General features: G+C 50.3%; 24 protein-coding genes. 12 read left to right on the top strand and 12 right to left on the bottom strand.

Going from position 1 to position 21614, the window contains the following annotated elements; translation table 11 throughout:
* The first annotated feature begins 18 nt into the window (after positions 1–18).
* From ACLJRS_RS04130 to ACLJRS_RS04120, 3 genes are all read left to right on the top strand, one after another.
* On the top strand, positions 19–1674 hold the full coding sequence (locus ACLJRS_RS04130; protein WP_001081947.1) for a glucan biosynthesis protein D: 1656 nt from the start codon (positions 19–21) through the stop codon (positions 1672–1674).
* A 195-nt stretch (positions 1675–1869) separates the two neighbouring features.
* Positions 1870–2445: a YceI family protein gene (locus ACLJRS_RS04125; protein ID WP_001024304.1), complete on the top strand. Its 576-nt coding sequence runs from the start codon at positions 1870–1872 to the stop codon at positions 2443–2445.
* 11 nt (positions 2446–2456) lie between these two features.
* The gene (locus tag ACLJRS_RS04120) at positions 2457–3659 is read left to right on the top strand and encodes a lactate oxidase (RefSeq protein ID WP_000848088.1); all 1203 of its coding nucleotides are present in this window, start codon (positions 2457–2459) and stop codon (positions 3657–3659) included.
* A gap of 46 nt (positions 3660–3705) precedes the next feature.
* Here the strand turns inward: ACLJRS_RS04120 and aac(6') are convergent, their stop codons facing one another.
* From aac(6') to ACLJRS_RS04080, 8 genes are all read right to left on the bottom strand, one after another.
* Positions 3706–4143, bottom strand: a complete 438-nt coding sequence (gene aac(6'), locus ACLJRS_RS04115; protein ID WP_000354853.1) for a cryptic aminoglycoside N-acetyltransferase AAC(6')-Iy/Iaa — start codon at positions 4141–4143, stop codon at positions 3706–3708.
* Positions 4143–4934, bottom strand: coding sequence for a DeoR/GlpR family DNA-binding transcription regulator (locus tag ACLJRS_RS04110; RefSeq protein ID WP_001676823.1), 792 nt, complete (start codon positions 4932–4934; stop codon positions 4143–4145). The genes aac(6') and ACLJRS_RS04110 overlap by 1 nt, the downstream gene beginning before the upstream one ends.
* Positions 4935–4949: 15 nt before the next feature.
* Positions 4950–5582, bottom strand: coding sequence for a ribulose-phosphate 3 epimerase family protein (locus ACLJRS_RS04105; protein WP_000600602.1), 633 nt, complete (start codon positions 5580–5582; stop codon positions 4950–4952).
* A gap of 11 nt (positions 5583–5593) precedes the next feature.
* The gene (gene sgcA / locus ACLJRS_RS04100; RefSeq protein ID WP_000606453.1) at positions 5594–6031 is read right to left on the bottom strand and encodes an SgcA family PTS sugar transporter subunit IIA; all 438 of its coding nucleotides are present in this window, start codon (positions 6029–6031) and stop codon (positions 5594–5596) included.
* A 131-nt stretch (positions 6032–6162) separates the two neighbouring features.
* The gene (gene sgcQ / locus ACLJRS_RS04095) at positions 6163–6969 is read right to left on the bottom strand and encodes a BtpA family protein SgcQ (RefSeq protein ID WP_000118615.1); all 807 of its coding nucleotides are present in this window, start codon (positions 6967–6969) and stop codon (positions 6163–6165) included.
* 13 nt (positions 6970–6982) lie between these two features.
* Positions 6983–8296 carry a PTS sugar transporter subunit IIC SgcC gene (gene sgcC, locus ACLJRS_RS04090; protein WP_000460835.1) on the bottom strand — a complete coding sequence of 438 codons (1314 nt, stop codon included), beginning with the start codon at positions 8294–8296 and terminating at the stop codon, positions 6983–6985.
* Between the two features lie 10 nt (positions 8297–8306).
* The gene (sgcB, locus tag ACLJRS_RS04085) at positions 8307–8588 is read right to left on the bottom strand and encodes a PTS sugar transporter subunit IIB SgcB (protein ID WP_000976132.1); all 282 of its coding nucleotides are present in this window, start codon (positions 8586–8588) and stop codon (positions 8307–8309) included.
* Positions 8585–9703 carry a M42 family metallopeptidase gene (locus ACLJRS_RS04080; protein ID WP_000144626.1) on the bottom strand — a complete coding sequence of 373 codons (1119 nt, stop codon included), beginning with the start codon at positions 9701–9703 and terminating at the stop codon, positions 8585–8587. The genes sgcB and ACLJRS_RS04080 overlap by 4 nt, the downstream gene beginning before the upstream one ends.
* 216 nt (positions 9704–9919) lie before the next feature.
* On the opposite strand from ACLJRS_RS04080, the gene rimL reads away from it, so the two are divergent.
* Positions 9920–10459, top strand: a complete 540-nt coding sequence (gene rimL / locus ACLJRS_RS04075) for a 50S ribosomal protein L7/L12-serine acetyltransferase (protein ID WP_410957754.1) — start codon at positions 9920–9922, stop codon at positions 10457–10459.
* On the opposite strand, the gene ydcK is transcribed toward rimL, so the two are convergent.
* A complete protein-coding gene (gene ydcK, locus ACLJRS_RS04070) occupies positions 10456–11436 on the bottom strand; it encodes a YdcK family protein (RefSeq protein ID WP_000170586.1) in 981 nt (326 codons plus the stop codon). The genes rimL and ydcK overlap by 4 nt on opposite strands.
* A gap of 106 nt (positions 11437–11542) precedes the next feature.
* Here ydcK and tehA point away from each other — a divergent pair, with 106 nt between their 5' ends.
* From tehA to ACLJRS_RS04055, 3 genes are all read left to right on the top strand, one after another.
* Complete coding sequence (tehA, locus tag ACLJRS_RS04065; RefSeq protein ID WP_001244002.1) at positions 11543–12556, top strand: dicarboxylate transporter/tellurite-resistance protein TehA; 1014 nt, start codon at positions 11543–11545, stop codon at positions 12554–12556.
* Entirely contained in the window at positions 12543–13139 is a 597-nt protein-coding gene (tehB, locus tag ACLJRS_RS04060) for a tellurite resistance methyltransferase TehB (protein WP_000218276.1), read from the top strand. The genes tehA and tehB overlap by 14 nt, the downstream gene beginning before the upstream one ends.
* A gap of 155 nt (positions 13140–13294) precedes the next feature.
* On the top strand, positions 13295–13963 hold the full coding sequence (locus ACLJRS_RS04055) for a DUF3313 domain-containing protein (RefSeq protein ID WP_001259025.1): 669 nt from the start codon (positions 13295–13297) through the stop codon (positions 13961–13963).
* A 53-nt stretch (positions 13964–14016) separates the two neighbouring features.
* On the opposite strand, the gene ACLJRS_RS04050 is transcribed toward ACLJRS_RS04055, so the two are convergent.
* Positions 14017–15195, bottom strand: a complete 1179-nt coding sequence (locus ACLJRS_RS04050; RefSeq protein ID WP_001238506.1) for a benzoate/H(+) symporter BenE family transporter — start codon at positions 15193–15195, stop codon at positions 14017–14019.
* Positions 15196–15286: 91 nt separating this feature from the next.
* On the opposite strand from ACLJRS_RS04050, the gene ACLJRS_RS04045 reads away from it, so the two are divergent.
* Together ACLJRS_RS04045 and ACLJRS_RS04040 are read left to right on the top strand one after the other, a co-directional pair.
* Positions 15287–15823, top strand: coding sequence for a helix-turn-helix domain-containing protein (locus ACLJRS_RS04045; protein WP_000369537.1), 537 nt, complete (start codon positions 15287–15289; stop codon positions 15821–15823).
* Positions 15824–15901: 78 nt separating this feature from the next.
* Positions 15902–17866 carry a peptidase U32 family protein gene (locus ACLJRS_RS04040; RefSeq protein WP_001249758.1) on the top strand — a complete coding sequence of 655 codons (1965 nt, stop codon included), beginning with the start codon at positions 15902–15904 and terminating at the stop codon, positions 17864–17866.
* Here ACLJRS_RS04040 and ACLJRS_RS04035 read toward each other — a convergent pair whose 3' ends face one another.
* Together ACLJRS_RS04035 and sifB are read right to left on the bottom strand one after the other, a co-directional pair.
* Positions 17867–18097 carry a DUF2554 family protein gene (locus ACLJRS_RS04035; protein ID WP_000956438.1) on the bottom strand — a complete coding sequence of 77 codons (231 nt, stop codon included), beginning with the start codon at positions 18095–18097 and terminating at the stop codon, positions 17867–17869. It lies immediately after the preceding gene.
* A 273-nt stretch (positions 18098–18370) separates the two neighbouring features.
* Positions 18371–19321 (bottom strand): SPI-2 type III secretion system effector SifB, encoded by a 951-nt coding sequence (gene sifB / locus ACLJRS_RS04030; protein ID WP_001122926.1) that lies wholly within the window; start codon positions 19319–19321, stop codon positions 18371–18373.
* 536 nt (positions 19322–19857) lie between these two features.
* Between sifB and ACLJRS_RS04025 the strand changes: the two genes are divergently transcribed.
* The 3 genes from ACLJRS_RS04025 to ACLJRS_RS04015 all read left to right on the top strand — a co-directional run bounded on the left by ACLJRS_RS04025 (position 19858) and on the right by ACLJRS_RS04015 (position 21548).
* On the top strand, positions 19858–20256 hold the full coding sequence (locus ACLJRS_RS04025; protein WP_000747895.1) for a hypothetical protein: 399 nt from the start codon (positions 19858–19860) through the stop codon (positions 20254–20256).
* A gap of 32 nt (positions 20257–20288) precedes the next feature.
* Positions 20289–20519 (top strand): hypothetical protein, encoded by a 231-nt coding sequence (locus tag ACLJRS_RS04020; RefSeq protein ID WP_001597849.1) that lies wholly within the window; start codon positions 20289–20291, stop codon positions 20517–20519.
* Positions 20520–20777: 258 nt separating this feature from the next.
* Positions 20778–21548 (top strand): M15 family metallopeptidase, encoded by a 771-nt coding sequence (locus tag ACLJRS_RS04015; RefSeq protein ID WP_410957753.1) that lies wholly within the window; start codon positions 20778–20780, stop codon positions 21546–21548.
* Positions 21549–21614 lie beyond the last annotated feature (66 nt).

The following is a 21614-nucleotide window of genomic DNA, read 5'->3' as shown; positions in this document are numbered from 1 at the left end:
AAGGACTCATTTTCAGGTATGAATCGTAGACGATTTATTAAAGGTTCAATGGCAATGGCCGCCGTGTGCGGTTCCAGCGGTATTGCTTCCCTCTTTTCTCAGGCGGCGTTTGCCGCGGAATCCGATATTGCGGATGGTAAAATTGTCCGTTTTGATTTTGCTGGTCTGCAATCAATGGCCCAGGCGTTAGCGAAAAAGCCCTGGGGCGGCGCGCCGGGACCCTTGCCGGATACGCTCGCCAATCTGACGCCGCAGGCCTATAACAGCATTCAGTATGACGCGGCGCATTCACTCTGGAACGGTGTTGCCAACCGGCAGCTCGATATTCAGTTTTTCCACGTAGGGATGGGCTTTCGTCGTCGCGTACGCATGTTTTCCGTTGATACGACGACGCATCTTGCTCGCGAGATCCATTTTCGTCCGGAACTGTTTAAATACAACGATGCCGGCGTCGACACGACGCAACTGGAAGGGCAGAGCGATCTCGGTTTCGCCGGTTTCCGTGTCTTTAAAGCGCCGGAACTGGCGCGGCGCGATGTCGTCTCCTTCCTGGGCGCCAGTTATTTCCGGGCGGTAGATGATACTTATCAGTATGGCCTGTCGGCTCGCGGGCTGGCGATAGATACCTATACTGACGGTCAGGAAGAGTTCCCTGACTTCACCGCATTCTGGTTTGACACCGCCAAGCCGGGCGATACTACGTTTACCGTTTACGCTCTGCTGGACAGCGCCAGCGTGACGGGCGCGTATAAATTTGTGATTCATTGCGAAAAATCGCAGGTGATCATGGATGTAGAAAACCATCTCTACGCCCGTAAAGATATTAAGCAACTTGGCATTGCGCCGATGACCAGTATGTTTAGCTGTGGGAATAATGAACGCCGGGTATGCGACACCATTCATCCACAAATTCACGATTCCGATCGGCTGGCGATGTGGCGGGGTAACGGCGAGTGGATTTGCCGCCCGCTGAATAATCCGCAGAAATTGCAGTTCAATGCATATATGGACGATAACCCGAAAGGGTTCGGCCTGCTGCAACTCGATCGCGATTTCTCGCATTATCAGGATGTGATGGGCTGGTACAACAAACGTCCGAGCCTGTGGGTGGAGCCGCGCAGTAAGTGGGGGAAAGGCGCGGTTAGCCTGATGGAGATCCCAACCACTGGTGAAACTCTGGATAATGTGGTCTGTTTCTGGCAGCCGGAAAAAGCGATCAAAGCCGGGGATACGCTGGCGTTCAATTATCGTTTGTACTGGAGCGCGCAGCCGCCGGTACAATCGCCGCTTGCGCGGGTCATGGCGACCCGTACAGGGATGGGCGGCTTTCCCGAAGGTTGGGCGCCGGGCGAACATTACCCGGATAAATGGGCGCGCCGTTTTGCTATTGATTTTGTCGGCGGCGATCTGAAAGCGGCCGCGCCAAAAGGCATTGAGCCGGTGATTACGCTTTCCAGCGGTGAGGCGAAGCAGATTGAGATCCTCTACGTTGAGCCTTTCGACGGTTATCGTATCCAGTTTGACTGGTATCCGACCTCGGATTCTACGGCACCGGTGGATATGCGTATGTTCCTGCGCTGCCAGGGGGAGGCTATCAGCGAAACCTGGCTGTATCAGTATTTCCCGCCCGCGCCGGATAAGCGCCGTTATGTCGACGATCGTATCATGCGTTAGTCAGTTTGCCTTCTGTACCGCCACAAAGGCGGTACAGGTTGCGGAAATTGCCCTGGCATAAACCCATTCGTGAGCCGCTGTTTTTGTAACACGGCCTTTCCATCGTTCTATTTTTGCAACAGTCCTTCCTGTTTATCCCTCTCGATCCTGCGGACAGGGAACATTAAGATAACTTCACCTTATTTAAGATATAAAGTGAATATAATGAAAAAGAATTTTCTTGGTGCTGTCCTGTCTCTGGGTTTATTAAGTGCTGCTCATGCAGATGTATATAAATTTGATAATACGCATACCAATGCGGTATTTAATATCGATCATTTCCAGACCTCAACCAATCATGGCGGGTTTTATGCTATTAGCGGCGAACTGAAATATCAGCCGGAAAAGCAAGATGCAGAGATGCGCGTGACGATTCCCGTAAGCGCCTTAAATACCGGGGTGGATGCGTTTGATAACCATATCCGCAGTAGCGATATTCTGGATGCGGAAAAATATCCAGAAATGGTATTTAAATCAACAAAATGGCATTTTGAAGATAATAAACCGGTTTCTATTGACGGTTTGCTAACAATGAAGGGAGTAACTAAGCCCGTTACCTTAACCACCACCAAGTTTGGCTGCTATATGAGCCCGATATTCAAGGCGCAGGTTTGCGGTGGTGATTTTGTCACGCAAATAGATCGCACCCAGTGGGGGGTAGATTATCTGGTCGATATGGGGATGACGAAAGTTGTCGATATAAAAATCCAGGCAGAAGCGGTTAAGCAATAAAGGGAATAATGATGAAAACTCATCACCTCATTCGGGTAGTGGCCTCGCTGGTAATGTTGGCAACATCAGGCCTGGCTTATGCTGAAGAGTACAAAGCCAGCACGGACGAAAAAGCAATAAAAATGACGAACGTAGCCTCTCTGGAAGCGCGCGTTCAGGCCAGAATGGAGAAAGGGGCATTTGGTTATATTCGCGGTGGAGCCGAAGATGAGAATAACCTTCGCAGCAACACCGAAAGCTTTGACAAAAAATATATTATGCCGCGCGTATTACAGGGCATTGAGTTAAAAGAGATCGATTTATCAACGCAGCTACTGGGTATTCCGCTTAAAACGCCTATAATCCAGGCACCGATGGCGGCGCAGGGCCTGGCCCACGCCTCCGGAGAGTTGGCGACGGCGAAAGGCATGGCGCAGGTCGGTTCGATTTTCTCGTTGAGCACCTATGGCAACAAGACCATCGAAGAGGTGGCTAACGTTTCCGGGAAAAATCCGTTCTTCTTCCAGCTTTATATGAGCAAGAATAATCAATTTAACGAATTTATTCTTGCACAAGCGGTAAAACATGGCGCTAAAGCGATTATTCTGACCGTAGATTCGCCTGTCGGCGGTTATCGGGAAGAAGATATTAAAAATAACTTCCAGTTCCCGCTGGGTTTTGCAAACCTGGAAATGTTCGCCAGAAAAAATGACGATGGTTCAAAAACTGGCAAAGGAGCAGGGATAAGTGAAATTTACGCGCAGGCTAAACAAGCCTTTACGCCGGAGGATATTGCCTATGTACATCGTATTTCCGGTCTGCCGGTTATCGTAAAAGGCATTCAGTCGCCGGAGGATGCTGAAATTGCTATCCAGGCCGGGGCCGCAGGAATATGGGTTTCTAATCATGGCGGCCGTCAATTAGACAGCGGGCCGTCCTCATTCGACATGCTTCCTGCGATTGCAAAAGTCGTCAACAAGCGAGTGCCTGTTATTTTTGACAGTGGAGTACGCCGTGGTTCGCACATATTCAAAGCGTTAGCCAGCGGGGCGGATATTGTGGCGGTTGGCCGGCCTGTATTATATGGTCTTAATCTTGGTGGCGCTCAGGGTGTGGCATCAGTGATTGAACAGCTAAACAAAGAGCTGACAATTAACATGATGTTGGGTGGCGCCAGAAATATTGAACAAGTGAAAACGACACGCTTGTTAACTGAAAAAGATCTGCCCCAGTAATATAAAGGTCGGGTACTATACCCGACCTTTTCCTGTATGATTTCCCTCAACAACGCTTTCGGTAGAAAATGACGCGCTCTGTTTCCTCAAATCCTAACGCCTGGTGAACTTTCTGGGAAATTGTATTTTCCGGCGAGGTATCGGAGGCCATTTCCCGACACCCTTTATTCGTTCCCCATCGTTGCACCGCTGCAATCAATTGTTTCGCTACGCCGCGTTGACGGAATGAGGGGAGAACAAAAATACCTTCAAGGAAAACCACGGGCGAACTGTCACAGCCATTGACATAATCGTGGCGGATTGAGGCATCCGCAAAGCCAATCGCCACCCCGTCTGCCATCGCAATAAATGATGCCAGATGATCGGCTTGCAGAATTTCTTCGCCGTCCGCCAGATGGGCGTCATCCGGGTGACCAGGCCAGAGCTGTTTTCGCAATCCGCGCCAGTGCTCCAGATGGGTTTTGTTCATTTGCCTGATGTCCATTAACGCACTCCTGATGAGGGGTCTGGCATGATGAGACGGCACCCCGCCTGCTGATAACGTCGGGCGATAGCAGACGGGAGCGCGCTGTCGCTAAGGATGGTAGTAATACAGGACAGCGTCGCCACCGCATGGGGTTCTACAGTATCAAACTTTGAATGATCGGCCATCAATATGACCTCGCGTGAGCGCTGAATAATGCGCGTTTTGACGCCTACTTCAAACATCGTAGCGTTGGTGATGCCCGTTTCAATCGACAGCGCATCGCAGGAGATAAAGGCGCGTTCAACGGCAAAGGCGTTAATCATCTCCAGCGCCAGACTCTCGCCCACCGAAAAGTAGCCGGGGCGGATCAGTCCGCCGATAATGTAGCTCTCTACGTGTGGGAAGCCACCCAGTTCATTAGCGATTTTGATGTCATTGCAAATGACTTTTACTTTGGCGTCAACCAGACATTTTGCCAGTTCCAGACAGGTGGAGCCGGAGTCGAGAAAAAAGCAGTCTCCATCTTTGATGAACGTGCGGGCGAGGGCGGCGATTTCGCGTTTCGCCTCACTTTGTAACGTTCGCTTAACGTCGAAAACATATTCTTTATCTTCCGTACTGTCGTCGAAGTCAATACAACCATGGCCGCGAACCATACCGGGATAACGGCTGGCGATATAGTGAAAATCCCGGCGCACGGTTGCCTCTGCATAGCCAAAAAGCTCAATAGCTTGTTGTGTTGAGAGGTGCCTGTGTTGCCAAAGGTAATGCAACATCTGTTTGATACGGTCGGGGCGCTGTTGGCTCATCAGCATATGACTCCTTTATAGCGCGGTGAATTGTGACAACGTCACATCATAGTTCGCCGTCGTGAACAACGCCCGGCCAATCACCAGATGCTGTGCGCCTGCGGCGGCAAGCAGCCGTGCGGCGCGAAGTGTAATACCGCCGTCCGCCCAGCATTCCGCAGCAGGGAAATGCTCTCTGCTCTGACTCACTTTTTCACACATCGCGGCGATAAATTGCTGCCCGCGCCCGTCGGGTTCGCTGGTCATGATCATCAGCGCATCCAGTTGCAATGCCAGATAACGATAAGGCAATAGCGGCGTTGCCGGGTTAAGCGCCAGTCCTGCTTTCGCCCCGATAGCGCGAATATCCGCCAGAATCTCCGAGGGGTTTTGCACGCTTTCGGCATGAATGAAAATCCAGCCGGGGCGGATAGCTGCAAGCCAGGGTAGCCAGCGTTGCGGTGATGAGACCATCAGGTGAAATGAGAGCGGATGGCGAGTGTGTTGTGCGACTGCCTGAATGGTTTTCATACCGAAGGTAATATTGTTGATGAAACTGGTATCTTCGATATCCAGATGCAGCGAGCCGAGAGGCGCATCGTGTAAAGCGGTCAACGCCTCGGCATAGCGCAGCGGATCGGCGGAGGCCAGTGAAGGGTGCAGGATCATCGGAACCTCCATCAGCGCAATGCGGTTAATTGCGCGAAAAGCGCGGCGTCATTTGGCGCATCTTGCAGTATCGCGACGCTTTCCGGCGAGTCGAGCCACTGGCTGATGCGTTGAATGGTGCGAATATGTGCTTCGGCATCCGTGGCGCTGGCGCAAAGCAACAGCCAGATGGGATCGCAATCCGCATTGCCGAAAGCGACCGGCGTTGCTAACGTAGTGACGCTGATTTGATTATGGTTGGCGCCTTGCTCTGGTCTGGCATGGGGCAGCGCAATCCCCGGCGCGATAAGATAATATGGCCCCCATTTAAGGGTGTTCTCAATAATACCGTCCAGGTAGCAGGGGGCCGCCGCGCCGAAGGTAATCAGCGGACGAACGGCGATATCCAGCGCGTGTCGCCAGTCGCTGGCATGGCGTTGCGCCTGAACCCACTTAACATCATTAATCATCGATCGTTGACTCCTTGCCGGTTCGGGTTACTCTGGAACCGATCCCCGGCGTGTCTTTTGGCGAAGGCGACGGAGATCGGCAGAAGAGTTATCGCTCTCTGCAGGGGATAAGCGTTTTGCTTATCCCCATTTTATTGTCGGATATGGCGTACTTTCTCCATAAACTTCGCCACGCGCGCCTGGTCGACAAAGTTGGCGAAGACGCCGTCTTTTTTAAACGTGGTTGCCGTTACGCATCCGTCGGCAATGCAGAGCTGCTCCTCAACGTTTTCCAGACACACCCCGGTATTCGCCAGCACGACCGTGTCGGGAACGGTCTCTTTTACCCGCTTCAGTATGGCGCTATCCGTGCGGGCACCCGCCGTCAGGCCTGAGACGCACAGGGCATCGGGGTTATTGTTAAATACGGTCGATTTCGCAATTGAACAGACATCGCGGTTTCCCAGATACACCGCCGCTTCCGGCACGATGTTAAACAGCGTTTTCACGTGGCCTGCGCCGATGCGATGCTGATGGCGAATGGTTTCGCCGACATTCGTATCCCAGACGCCAAAATCGCTGGCGTAAGCGCCGGTGAAAATTTCGCGAATAAATTTTGCGTCGGTCGCCATTGCCAAATCAAACGAGGCCACAGGGTCCCACAACACGTTTACCCCAAACGGTACGCGAATTTCACTCATTAACTGACCGATGATTCTTGCCATCGCGGCGGTCGTTTCCGGTCTGACTTTCGTTAAATAAGGCAGACTAAATTCGTTGGAGAACATCACCGCATCCACGCCGCCATTTTGTAGCGCCATTAAATCGTCATGGGCGCGGTCAATTACCCAGTTCATGCCTTTCCTAGTATCGAACCCGGGATCGCCCGGCAGCGCCCGTAAATGGCACATGGCGATAACGGCTTTTTCTGTTCCTATTACCTCTTTTAGCCAACTCATTCTGGGTTGCTCCTTATTCCGGTAGTTCACGTTTACGTAAGACAAGTATGATGCTGGCGACAATGCCGACCACAATAACCACACCAATCATGCCCAGCGACATCAATTCAGATATTGACCAGCCAAACATATTTCCCACCGACAGCGCGGTAATTTGCGCGTTTTCAGCGGCGAAGCTAAAGCCGCCTTTGAGCGCCATATCGGTAAAGTACGGCGCGAACTGGGTGGCGATCAGCAAAACGGTAATCATGACAATGATGCCGCTGAGCAGAGTACGAATCAGATCGCCGCGATGAATAACCGTGGCCATGCAGATAAAAAACGGCGCAACCGGTAAATCAGCCAGCGGCAGGACTTTATTGCCCGGCAGTATGCTCGCCAGAATTAACATGATGGGAATTAACAGCAGTCCAACCGCGATGGTGGTCGGGTGGCCTAACGTCACTGCGGTATCCAGACCGATAAAGACTTCGCGCCCTTTAAAGTGTTTCTGGAAGAACTTACGCGCGCCGTCGGAAATGGGCATTAATCCCTCAACGATAAGGCGAATCATGCGCGGAAACAGCACCATAATCGCCGCCACGGTAATCATTAAGGTTGCGCACCCTTTAAAGCCTTCGCCTGCGGCAAGTCCGAAGATCAGCCCGAGAACAACGCCAATGATCACCGGGTCGCCGACCATCCCATACCGTTTTTGGATCTCCTGAGCGTCAATATTGCGTCCTTTCATAAACGGTATTTTTTCGTATATCGCATCCAGCAATACGAACAACGGCACGGAGCTGGAGCCATACCCTTGCGGAATAGAAATCCCTTCCAGACCCACAATGTTCTGTACCCGTTTCGCCGTCCAGTCGGCCATTTTCAACGACAAGGCGGCGTGGCAAATCGCGCCCAGTACGCCATAAATCAGACTGCCGGTCATCAACTGGACGACCGTTCCGGTAATGGCGTAGTGCCAGTAGTTATAAATATCAACGTTCATGGTTTTGGTCAGACGAGTCACCAGCATACCGACGTTGAGCAGAAAGATAACGGGAATGATCATCGCGCCGATGGCCGTCGCATAGCCGACGCCGGATGCGGGTCCGGCGCCGACGTCAAACACATGCAGCGTCAGGCCAAAACGCTCAATCATCACTTTAATCGGCGGACTGAGACTGTCGATCGCCATGACGATCACCAACCCCATGCCGACAAAACCGATGCCGACCGTCACCCCGGCTTTCACTGCCTGCAGCCAGGGAATACGAAAGATTAAGCCGATGATAATCATAATGATGGGCACAAAAACGGTGCCGCCGAGAGACAGGATGTAATCAAACATAATGCCCCCTTTATTGTGTTAACAGCGCCTTGATTTCTTGTTTTAATGCGTCGTCGTTGATGCCTGTCAGCAGGGCGGCGCCGTTGAGCGTCGGGATGCCATAGTCACTGTGCGTACGCATGGACGTTACGATGAGATCCATACCGTTACAGTTCAACGGGATCTCATTCAGACAACATTGCGCCGTGGTTGCCGCAATGCCTTGCTCCGCAAGAAAGTCCTGCAGTTTTTGTGCAATCATGGTTGATGTCGACATGCCGGTACCACATGCCACAAGGATCTTTTTCATCATGGTCGTGCCTCTTGTGTAGCGCCTGTTTCAGGCTCAATGGGAAACTGTTCTGGCGACATGTTGGCCAGCGCAGTCAGTAAACGGATACAATCAGCCAAGTCGCGCAGGCTGGCGACTTCGGCTGGCGAGTGGGTATAGCGGCAGGGAATAGAAAGACTGGCGCAGGGAATACCGTCCAGTTCAACCTGAATGTAGCCGGTTTCGGTGATGACGCCTGGCGCGACTTCACGCTGTACGGGAATATTATTTTCGTGCGCGGTGGTCTCCAGCATCCGCAGCAAACGCGGCGGCGTAATCAGTCCCGCCAACGTACCGCGTCCGTGATAGTTCAGACAGGTGATGCCGACGCCGTGGTTGACCCGCACATCTGAGTAATCCTGCAGGTCAGGCGTGTCGCAGGAGGGGGTGATATCAATACCAATCGCCAGGTCGGGGCGCACGCGTCGTAAAACGGGAATAATACCGCGAATATTGAACTCTTCCTGTACCGACGCGACCAGGAATACCGCGATATCAAGCGGTGTGGAGGCGAGGGCCTCGGCGACGCCCAGTAGCGCCGTACACCCCAGCCTGTCATCCAGCGCCTTACTGCACACCAGGTCGTTGCCCAGACAGTGCGGCGGGTTGTAAAGGGTTACTGGCGTCCCCACCTGAATACCCATTCGTTCGGCATCCGCTTTATCTTTTGCGCCGATATCAATCCAGAGTTTATCGAGCGCGGGAGGCTGGGTGCGCTCGTCACCCTTCGCGAAGTGATATGCTTTAATACCGATACAGCCCATGATATCGCCTGAACGTCCGGCAAGCGTCACGACCGAACCGGGCATAGTAATTTGCGCCGGGCCGCCCACGCGTTCAAAACGTAAAAAGCCGGAGGGTTCGATCTTGCGTACCATAAAACCGACTTCATCCATATGCGCAAAAATCATCAGGCGAAGCGCGTCGGATTTGTCGCTGCCATAACGGGCGACGACATTGCCTAAGCGATCCCGCCAGACGTCTTTGGCCTGCTGTTCAAACGCGTGCTGCATAACGTTTGCAATACTGCTTTCATGTCCTGAAATCCCGTTTAGCCGCAGTAAAGAAAAAAGCGTTTCCTGCACAGAAAAGGTCATTGGCGTCTCCGTGGTGATAAAACAATCAGTCGTTGAGCGTTTTATAGGCGGAGAATGGTTGGATAAGTGTGAAATGTGTCACGCGGAAATACGCTAAATATGGCCAATAAAAAATAATGTGATGGCGATACAATAAAAACGCTCATATCACCTGCGGGTTATCGGTAAACCAGGCTATTTATGTGATTACGACCAACAACGAAGAAGGGCAACGCGATGGTGGAAATTATTCCTGTTAGCACGACGCTGGAACTACAAGCGGCAGATGAAAGTCATGTTCCGGCGCTGCACCAACTGGTACTCAAAAACAAAGCGTGGCTACAACAGTCGCTCGACTGGCCGCAATATGTCACGTCGCAGGAGGAAACGCGTAAGCATGTGCAGGGTAATATGCTGTTGCACCAGCGTGGTTACGCCAAAATGTACCTGATTTTCTGCCAGAATGAGATGGCGGGCGTACTCTCATTTAATGTCATTGAACCGGTAAACAAAGCCGCCTATATCGGTTACTGGCTGGATGAGTCCCTCCAGGGACAAGGGATAATGTCGCAATCATTACAGGCGCTGATGACACATTATGCCCGGCGCGGCGATATTCGGCGCTTCGTCATTAAATGCCGCGTTGATAATCAGGCCAGTAACGCAGTCGCACGGCGCAACCATTTTACGCTGGAAGGCTGTATGAAGCAGGCGGAGTATCTTAACAGCGACTATCACGACGTTAATATGTATGCCCGCATTATTGATGCGGATTAAAGGGAACCGACTAAGGGGGTACGCGTAATACGATCCTCGCCATTGATCACTTTTGGGCCGCGCAGGTGAATAGTATTGCCGTCAAAGGCTATCACCGCCGCCCGTCCGCTAATCTCGACCTGGTGCTCAATCAGAATTTCGCCCTGTATACAGGCCTGGCCTTCAATCAGCACGCGGTCGTCCAGTAAAATCGGGCCTCCGCGTACCTCAGCATGTCCGCCTACCAGCACATGATGTTTTAACACACAGTTGCCTTCGATTAACGCATGTTCCGCTACCTGCGAGCTGTAGCGAAGGGTAGGGATAGCATCTTCCTCTGTACCGGCGATAACCCGCGCATGGCCATAGACTTTGGCGCAGTCACAGATCCAGACATTATTGTCTTTGTTGCCTTCGATGAGCGCGAAATCAAAGACCTCCGCCCGGTGCTCAATAAAAGCGTGAGTGATAGTGGCGTCGCCATAAAGCTGTACCTGATGGACAATCCGCGAATGGTTCACGGTGGCGCGATCGTAAATTTGTAAAATCTGCGCATGTTCATGCGTTAGTCCCTGAACGGCGAGAATTTCTGACTGGTTTAACACGCGGGCATCGCCATAAATCGCACACTCTCCGCGCACGGAAGAGGACTGAATGGTGACGTTGTCACTTATCCGTGCGCCATCGCTGATATCAGCGCGATCAATCCAGACGTTATCGCCTATTCGCACGTTATTGTAGAGCGTGCACGGCTGCGTGATACGCGCGTTACCCGTAATTTCCGTGCCCGCAAAGGCCATCGCGTTTTCATCATAAATCCAGCAATCCCCCTGTTGTGACAGCACATTATCGGCATCAACCCAGCCGCCGGAGGTTCCGGCTTTAACATCGTTAAAATCCGTTACGGCAATAACTTGTCGTAATAAGACGCTTTTCTTCTCACCGTCTACCTGATAAGTAAAAGCACGAGGTTCTTCACTCAGTCGATATTTGGTCATAGGGAAATTCCGTGTGAACGATTAAGATAACCGTAGCAAAGGTACTGGCGAAACAACCAGAAATTCCATAAAATGCATTTCAAATATACTTTATAAATTAAACAAAATGCGTAATCACAAGCAGAGCGATCGCGTGCTCAATCTGCCTGCGGGCTATTTTGGCATCGTCCTTGGCACTATCGGTATGGGATTCGCCTGGCGTTATGCCAGCCAGATTTGGGGAATAAGCCACTGGCCCGGCGACATCATGGTGATCCTGGCGATGATTATTTGGGCACTCTTGACCCTGGCGTTCCTTAGCCGTCTGGTGCGCTTTCCCCATAGCGTGATGGCTGAAGTGCGACATCCGGTAATGAGCAGTTTTGTCAGCCTGTTTCCCGCCACCACGATGCTGGTCGCGATCGGCTTCGTCCCCTGGTATCGCCCGTTGGCCGTTGCGCTATTCAGCGTGGGGGTTGTTATACAACTGGCGTATGCCGCCTGGCAGACGGCCGGACTTTGGCGCGGAGCGCATCCGGAAGAAGCGACAACCCCAGGACTTTATCTGCCCACGGTAGCGAATAATTTTATCAGCGCCATGGCCTGTGGAGCGCTCGGTTACAATGATGCAGGACTGGTGTTTTTAGGCGCAGGCGTCTTTTCGTGGTTAAGTCTGGAGCCGGTTATTTTGCAGCGACTGCGTAGCTGCGGCGAATTACCGGCGGTGCTGCGTACGTCGCTGGGTATCCAACTGGCGCCCGCGCTGGTCGCCTGTAGCGCCTGGCTGAGCGTCAATGGCGGGGAGGGCGACACGCTGGCGAAAATGCTATTCGGCTACGGTCTGTTACAGCTTTTATTTATGCTGCGATTAATGCCCTGGTATTTATCACAACCGTTTAATGCTTCCTTCTGGAGTTTTTCGTTCGGCGTTTCCGCGCTGGCGACCACGGGGTTACATCTTGGTCACGGTAGTGAATCAGGGCTTTTCCATATTCTGGCCGTCCCGCTGTTTATTTTCACTAACGCTATTATCGCTTTATTGCTGGTTCGTACATTTCTATTGCTGGTGCAGGGGACGTTGCTTATTCGCACTGAGCGCGCTGCACTGTTGAAAACGGAGGAAAAAAATGACCGTTCGTGACGAAAATTACTTTACTGAGAAATACGGTTTAACCCGCACGCATTCGGATGTGCTGGCGGCGGCAAAGGTTGTCGCGCCAGGCCGAACGCTGGATTTGGGATGTGGCAATGGCCGTAATAGTCTGTATCTGGCCGCGAACGGTTATGACGTTACCGCGTGGGATAAAAATCCGGCCAGTATGGCTAACCTTGAGCGTATTAAAGCGGCAGAAGGGCTGGATAATCTGCAAACCGACATTGTCGATCTGAATACATTGACCTTTGACGGCGAATACGATTTTATTCTCTCGACAGTAGTTATGATGTTTCTTGAGGCGCAAACCATTCCCGGTTTAATTGCCAATATGCAACGCTGCACAAAACCCGGCGGGTATAATTTGATTGTTGCGGCAATGGATACGCCGGACTTTCCCTGTACGGTGGGATTCCCGTTTGCTTTTAAAGAAGGCGAATTACGCCGCTATTACGAAGGATGGGACATGCTGAAATACAACGAAGATGTCGGCGAGCTTCACCGCACGGACGAAAACGGCAACCGTATCAAACTGCGCTTTGCTACGATGCTGGCGAGAAAAACGGCCTGAGCGATGCAAGTTCTGTAAGTCTCGCTGCGTTCGGCATTTTTTTGTCGGGCGCCGCGTTCAAATTGTGCTGTCGTTACCATTTTTAGTGCATCCAGAATGATTTCGTTTTGCTATTATTTCCTTTGCATCATTGCGAAGACTAAAGGGATCGTTTCATGCGTACTCATACTTTATTTAAAGTTGCAGTGCTTACTGGCTTGCTGGCGTTATCCGGCTGTGCGTCTAAAGTCACACAGCCGGATAAGTATTCTGGATTCTTAAAAAATTATTCGGACCTGCAGGAAACTACCTCCGCCACGGGGAAACCGGTGTTGCGCTGGGTAGATCCACATTTCAATGACTCTAACTATGATAGTATTGTTTACAATCCGATAACATATTATCCCGTCCCCAAACCAACGACCCAGGTCGGGCAGCAAGTTCTTGATAAACTGCTGGCTTATACGAACACTAAAGTAAAATCAGCAATTGAACAGCGCAAACCGCTGGTCACGACGCCAGGGCCGCGCAGTTTGATTTTCCGCGGGGCGATTACGGGCGTGGATACCAGCAAAGAAGGGCTGCAATTCTATGAGGTGATCCCTGTAGCGCTGATTGTGGCGGGCACGCAAATGGCGACAGGCCACCGGACCATGGATACCCACCTCTATTTTGAGGGTGAGCTGATAGATGCCGCGACCAACAAGCCGGTCGTCAAGGTAGTACGTCAGGGTGAAGGTAAAGACCTGAGCAATTCCAGTACGCCAATGGCGTTTGAGACGTTGAAACAGGTCGTGGATGATATGGCGACGGATACCTCTATGTTTGACGTTAACAAAAAATAATTCTGCGGCGCCATCGCAAGATGGCGCAAACCCCGGCAGATTAGCGGCCACCATCAGCCAGACAACGATGGGCGGCGCGTTCTCGTTAATACTGTGTAGCCTATTCCGCCAGCGATCAACCCCCAGAATGCCGATCCGATGCCCATCAGCGTTAGCCCGCTGGCGGTGACGAGAAATGCGATAACTGCCGCGTCACGCTCACTTTCGTGAGTAAGCGCCTGATACAGGCTACCGCTAATCGTACTTAACAGTGCCAGACCAGCCAGCATTTGCACCCAGCTAACCGGCAGGGCGACCATCAGCGCGGTTATCGAACCGCCAAACCACCCGGCAAGTAAATAAAAAACGCCTGCGGCGGCGGCCGCTAACCAGCGACGCGTTGGATCGGGGTGTGCGTCCGGGCTTTGACAAATGGCGGCTGTAATGGCGGCAATGCAGATAGAATAAACGCCAAATGGCGAAAGCAGCAGCGCCAGCAACCCGGTAAAAATCATTAACGGAGAGACAGGAAGCTGATAGCTAGACGCCTTCATTGTGGCGACGCCGGGGGCGTTTTGCGATGCCATCGTCACCAGGAAGAGCGGTACCGCGACGCTCAGGCTTTGAGCGAATGAAAAGTGGGGGGGAACGAAGGTGGGCCACACCGGCGCGAAATGAATACCGCTCATCGCCACCTTACCCTGGATGAGCGCCACCGTTATTCCCATTACCATGGCAGCAATAACGGCATAGCGGGGCGCGAATACTTTAAAGAGTAGCCACGCCAATAGCATACCGCCGCACATGACAAACTCTCCGTTGAGCGTCCCGAACGCCTGCAGGCCGAAGCGTAGCAGTATTCCCGCCAGCATTGCGGCGGCAAGAGAATGGGGGATTATCCGCATCAAACGCGCAAACAATCCCGTGACGCCGCACAGCACAATCAGGGCATTGGCGACAATGAATATGCCCACGGCGTCTGGCAACGATAATCCCTGAAGCCCTGTTACCAACAGAGCGGCGCCAGGCGTTGACCAGGCGGTTAAAACCGGCGCACGATACCACAAGGTTAACGTTAGTGTGCTTATGCCCATGGCTATACCGAGGGCGGTCATCCAGCCGGCGATCTCTGCGGGTGTTGCGCCAGCGGCAAGCGCCGCCTGCCAGATAATGGCGGCGGAACTTGCATAGCCGACCAGAACGGCGACCAGACCAGATAATACAGTAGGTAACGGCAGTGATAACAGACGCATGATCGCCTCTTGTGCGTTATAACGGTCAGTCAATGTAGCATTGTGCGTTATAGCGTACAAGTGATACGCTATGGTCTTACAGGGGGGGAAAATGGATAACCTGACACACTATCTGGCGACCACGTTAAGAATGTTACGCCATCAGCGAGGCTGGAGTTTATCGCGTCTGGCGGAGATCTCCGGCGTCTCAAAAGCCATGTTGGGGCAGATAGAGCGTAATGAATCCAGCCCGACAGTCGCAACGCTGTGGAAAATTGCGACGGGCCTGAACGTTCCATTCTCAATGTTTATTTCGCCGCCGCAGGCCGAATTTCCGCCAACCTTCGATCCCCAGCAGCAAGCGATGGTAATCACACCGCTGTTTCCGTGGGACCCTGAACTCTGTTTTGACTATTTTTCTCTATTGCTGGCGCCTGGCACGGTCAGCGAATCAACGCCGCATAAAGCCGGCGTTATCGAACATGTGGTGGTGATTCAGGGTCGGCTGGACATGTGTACTGGTGGGGTATGGCAAACCATAGACGCCGGTAAAGGTTTGCGTTTTGCCGGCGATACGGCGCATACCTATCGCAACAGCAGTGACCAGACGGTTCATTTTCACTCGCTGATCCATTACCCACGTGATTAAGCGGGAAAACTATTTCGTTAGTTTGCGCTTCTGACTACAATAGCCGCCATTTCGCTTCTATTGGATAAGAACGACTGTATGCGCCAGCAACCTCACTATCTCGAATTGTTAAGTCCGGCCCGTGACGCCGCAATTGCTCGCGAAGCGATTTTGCATGGCGCAGATGCCGTCTACATCGGCGGACCCGGTTTTGGCGCACGTCATAACGCCAGTAACAGTCTGCGCGATATCGCCGATCTGGTTCCGTTTGCTCACCGTTACGGCGCCAGGATTTTTGTCACGCTGAATACTATTCTGCATGATGATGAGCTGGAGCCCGCGCAGCGGTTAATCACCGATTTGTACAACACCGGGGTGGATGCGCTGATTGTGCAGGATATGGGCATTCTGGAACTGGATATCCCGCCGATTGAGCTTCACGCCAGTACACAGTGTGATATTCGCAGCGTGGAAAAAGCGAAGTTTCTTGCCGATGTCGGTTTTTCACAGATTGTACTGGCGCGCGAGCTTAATTTGAGTCAGATAGCGGCTATTCATCAGGCTACTGACGCCACGATTGAGTTCTTCATTCATGGCGCGCTGTGTGTCGCTTATTCTGGGCAGTGTTATATCTCTCATGCGCAAACCGGGCGCAGCGCGAATCGGGGCGACTGTTCGCAAGCCTGTCGCTTACCGTATACGTTAAAAGACGATCAGGGGCGGGTGGTCTCTTACGAAAAACATTTGCTATCGATGAAAGATAACGACCAAACGGCTAACCTCGGCGCGTTGATCGATGCAGGCGTACGTTCCTTCAAGATTGAAGGGCGCTATAAAGACATGAGCTATGTCAAAAACATCACCGCGCATTATCGTCAGATGCTGGACGCGATTATCGAGCAACGTGGCGATCTGGCGCGTGCGTCGGTTGGTCGGACCGAACACTTTTTTGTTCCCTCCACGGAGAAAACTTTCCATCGCGGCAGCACCGACTATTTTGTTAACGCGCGTAAAGGTGATATTGGCGCATTTGATTCACCAAAATTTATTGGCTTGCCGGTAGGCGAGGTGCTGAATGTGGCGAAGGATTATCTCGACGTAGAAGCTACGGAGCCGTTGGCGAATGGCGATGGTCTGAACGTGTTGATTAAGCGTGAAGTGGTGGGTTTTCGCGCCAATACGGTGGAGAAAACCGGTCATAACCGCTACCGCGTTTGGCCAAATGATATGCCTGCCGACCTGCATAAAGTCCGTCCGCATCATCCGTTGAATCGTAATCTGGATCATAACTGGCAGCAAGCGCTGACAAAAACCTCCAGTGAGCGCCGTGTGGCGGTTGATATCATGCTGGGCGGCTGGCAGGAACAGCTTATTCTGACACTGACCAGTGAAGACGGTGTCTGCATCACGCATACGCTTGACGGGGTATTTGAGGAAGCCAACAACTCTGAAAAAGCGTTGAATAACCTAACAGCCGGACTGGCGAAGCTGGGACAAACGCTTTACTACGCGCGTGATATGCAGGTGACATTACCGGCGGCGTTGTTCGTGCCAAATAGCCTGCTCAATCAGTTCCGTCGGGAGGCGATTGATATGCTTGACGCGGCGCGGCTGGCCCATTATCAACGAGGTCGTCGGAAACCCGTGGCGCAGCCTGCGCCCGTCTATCCGCAAACGCATCTCAGCTTTCTCGCTAATGTCTACAACCACAAAGCGCGGGAATTTTATCACCGTTACGGCGTACAATTGATTGATGCGGCCTATGAGGCGCATCAGGAGAAGGGCGAGGTACCGGTCATGATCACCAAACACTGCCTGCGTTTTGCGTTCAACCTTTGTCCAAAGCAGGCGAAAGGAAATATTAAGAGCTGGAAAGCCACGCCGATGCAGTTGGTGCATGGCGATGAGGTACTGACGCTAAAATTCGACTGCCGCCCTTGCGAAATGCATGTCATTGGCAAAATTAAAAACCACATCTTAAAAATGCCCCAGCCCGGCAGCGTTGTCGCTTCAGTGAGCCCTGAAGCGCTGATGAAAACGCTGCCGAAGCGCAGGGGCGTTTAATTAACGAAAATAGCTCTCTGGTTTGCGCGATTTCTGCCAGTTGTGGTGCTCGCGCAAGCCTTCCGCGGATTCTTCCGCTGCCGCCCGTAATTCATCGCTGTCGGCTTCGTGTCTAAGCTGGTGCCCTCCCGTCGCAAACCATACGAATGCGTGGTCTTGCTGTTTCGCCAGTAACTGGCCTGAAAACAGCGCACAGGTCAGTAAAACTACTGATAACGTTTTTGTAAGCATCATGCCACCTTCCAGTTACGTCGTGAGGCTATGATGCCAATAATTTCTTTGAGTTATTATTCCACACTTCAAATTAGCGAAAACGGTTTGTCAATAAGTGCGATAAGTTGTATGAGAAAATATACTTATACTCAGTATGTCAATTATAAAAATAACGAGCCAATTCGTTCCATAGTAAATCCATTATTCCCTGGGAGTATATATTTAAAGTTATTGTATTAGATGGTTTTGGTATTGCCAGGGGATTGTAAATCCATACTATTTATGGTGTGATCAACTCTGGTGATGAGCCTCATTTTTTGTTGTTTCAACGAGTGAAGATAAATCTTCAGAAAAAAGGCTGTTATGAACTTGTAGCGCTACATATTCAGTAAGCTCGTTTAAACATAGCAGGCCATGAGAGGAACTTTCTTCCAGCATATTCATTAGTATCTCATTCTTAAACAAACATGAATAAACAATTTGAGTAACTGAGCTTTGTGCATAATTTGGTTCAAACGCTGCATTCTTTAAGTTAGTATTCTCAATAACCTTTGCGGCTATTTTGTTTTTGATAGCGTCGTCAATAGCTGTTACACCTGCCTGGGCGATGCCCAGATTAATCCTGGAGGAGATGGCGGCTTTTCTTTCCTGTTCCTTCCAGTCACATAAATTACCCTTTTCTGCCATGGCGATAAGCGTCTCTTCTATATTTTTTAGGTCAACGGAAAATGTTATACCGCCGGATAGCGAGAGTTGTAACCGCTCAGGGAACAAGCAACATAGCGGTTCACAAACATAAGTGCTAGCTTTTATATTAATATCAGAATATCTTTTCAGGTGGGCAGACTGAGTATCAACACAGAGCACTGTTCTATTCATTATCTCATAATAGTAGTGATCCTGACGTATCATAATACATAACGGAATATCTTCGCCATCTTTAATACAGAGATTTGTATACTGACACTCAGCATCTTTATAGTGCTGAAAATGGAAATTTCCTCTGCATGACGGTGATGATAATTCATATAACTTGCAAAATAAATCAAATAAACGTTGCGCGTCAGGCGGAGAGGCAACATCACATAATTCCTTTATATATTGATCGGCAGTGGATCTTTGCGTGTCACAAAAAAAATCTTTAATCTTTTCCCATAGTAACGTAAAGAAAGAGCGTTGAGAGATAGCACTTTGAGAAAACATCTCACTCTTTAAAAATCCTCTCCCGATAGTAATTGGAATAATGTAGACCACAAGTGATTATATGATACTTCATTACTGGAATAGGTGGTATTCGAAATATTATCCCATGTTGCCCATCGGTTTGCCTATCGGTGAAACACCTGATTTTTGCTTTGTCCTGAACCGTCAACATTATTGTTCAATTGTTCAAATCGACCCGTAGCTTTAGTCATGCCCACGCCTCCTGGCCATGAAATATGTCAGATAAAACGAATGAAAGTAAAACGGTTTTCTTAATTCTCACATCATCATGTACTATGAGTAATGATTAATTACGCACTATATTATTTTTAGAGAAAGTAAATAGTTGCTCAACCGTGTAGAAATTGTCTTATAAGAAGTTAAACTAAAAGTATTATTAGGCTAACAACAATGAGATGTTTAGCGGTAGGGCAGAAGGCCAATACTGATAGTGCTTATGATATAAATATCTTACTCTTTAGTTTTTGTCTTAATTATATTTGTTGTAACGATTAGCTGACGGCTTTGTTTCCAGTTGGGCGATAAAATTATAAAAACCTGCGAGGAGGCTCAAAATGAAGAAATCAGATGGTGAAATTCACGAAAAGACAGCATCCTGGGGCATTTTGCAGTCAGAATGGCTAAGGAAATGTGGACGGCTATTATTGCTGTTACTTTACCGTTTCGTTATCGGATGGGCTTTTTTTCAGTTACTTGCCATGATCGTGGCAGGGATATTTTTGTTAGGCATCTTATTATTTCATCCCATAATATTTGTACAGACTATCGCAATTACTGAGAAGTTAAATCATGCTTCGCTTGATTTATGGCATATCCTTAAGTTATGCCTATGGCATTACGGTATCATCGCAGGGTTTATTTTTATGGCGGAGTGTACGTTAAGTAAAAGTATACGGCAGGTTCAGCGCTTGTCCAAAAAATTTGGGGCACAGGATTTTTCTTCACGCCCGTGATCCGCCGCTGCAACCTGCGGTCTTACTGAATAATGGCTATGACCAGCAGACCGAATTATCTCGGTTCGAGGGGGATTCTATGTGTTTGCACAACTGCAGTGAATCGTAATTTCAGTGCATTATCGCCGACAATCGACGTGTTCCTCACTAATTGCCTTCCTGACTATATAGTGGTCTTATCTTTGGCGAAACAATGTTATTTAGTTATGGAAGGCGACAACAACTGTACTACTGATTATCAAATGACCTTTCTGGTCAGGTAGACTCGCCTTTGTGAAAACACATCGTTATCTGTGCTCCTGAGACTCACTCCCTTGCCGCCTTTACGCAACTCGAATTATTTTGGGTATAGAACAGGAGGCGCAGTGGTCGTATAAGCAAAATATAAACTCTCCATTTGTGATAAGGCACAGATTACAGGGGGAATGATGTTTATTTTAACCATCTGTTTAAGCGGTGTCCGCTAATCTTTACCTGCTCAAATACATAATCACCCCTGTGACTCTCGCGAGGTGTAACATATGGTAAAATGCGTATCTTCTTTCCTCCTGTTCAGCCTGTTGTCCGTTCAGGCAATGTCAGCTGAAAACCATATTGATCTCCACCAGCCAAAAGACTTTGTCGATATTACTACGGTCGCCCCCGACGTACAGGTAGACATGCGATACTTCAGTTCCCATAACTTTATTGGTCGCCCCATTAAAGGCTATAACGCGCCTGTTTGCCTGTTAACACGACCAGCCGCGAACGCAGTGAAGCAGGCCGCCGATCGTTTACGCCCCTTCGGACTTACCTTAAAAATATATGATTGCTACCGTCCGCAAAGCGCAGTGAACGACTTTATCGCGTGGGCCAAAGATCCTTCTCAAAACCAAATGAAAAACGAATTTTATCCGCAGGTAGAGAAAAATCGTCTGTTTGAGGAAGGTTATCTTGCCGCCAGATCCGGCCACAGTCGGGGAAGTACGCTTGATCTAACGATTGTTCCACTTGACAGTAAAATACCAATATACGATCCCGGACGACCACTGGTGAATTGTACTGCGTCCGCGGCGCAACGCTCGCCAGATAATAGTCTGGATTTTGGTACCGGCTTTGACTGTTTTAGTCCGTTATCCCATCCCGATAATGTCATACTTACCGCTCAGCAACGCGCAAATAGGTTGTTATTACAAACATTGATGCGTGATGCGGGTTTTACGCCACTGGATACTGAATGGTGGCACTTCTCTCTTACTCATGAACCATACCCGAACACCTGGTTTGACTTTCCCGTTAAGCAGAGACCCTGAAACGGCGTTTTGTTGCGAAATCTAATCATTACGCCTGTTGGAAAGCACCATAACAGTTAGCAAATC

The sequence above is a fragment of the Salmonella sp. SAL00670 genome (assembly GCF_046552235.1).
GTDB lineage: Bacteria > Pseudomonadota > Gammaproteobacteria > Enterobacterales > Enterobacteriaceae > Salmonella > Salmonella enterica.
The sequence above is the reverse complement of the archived record's forward strand: the minus strand, read 5'-3'. Positions and strand labels throughout refer to the sequence as shown.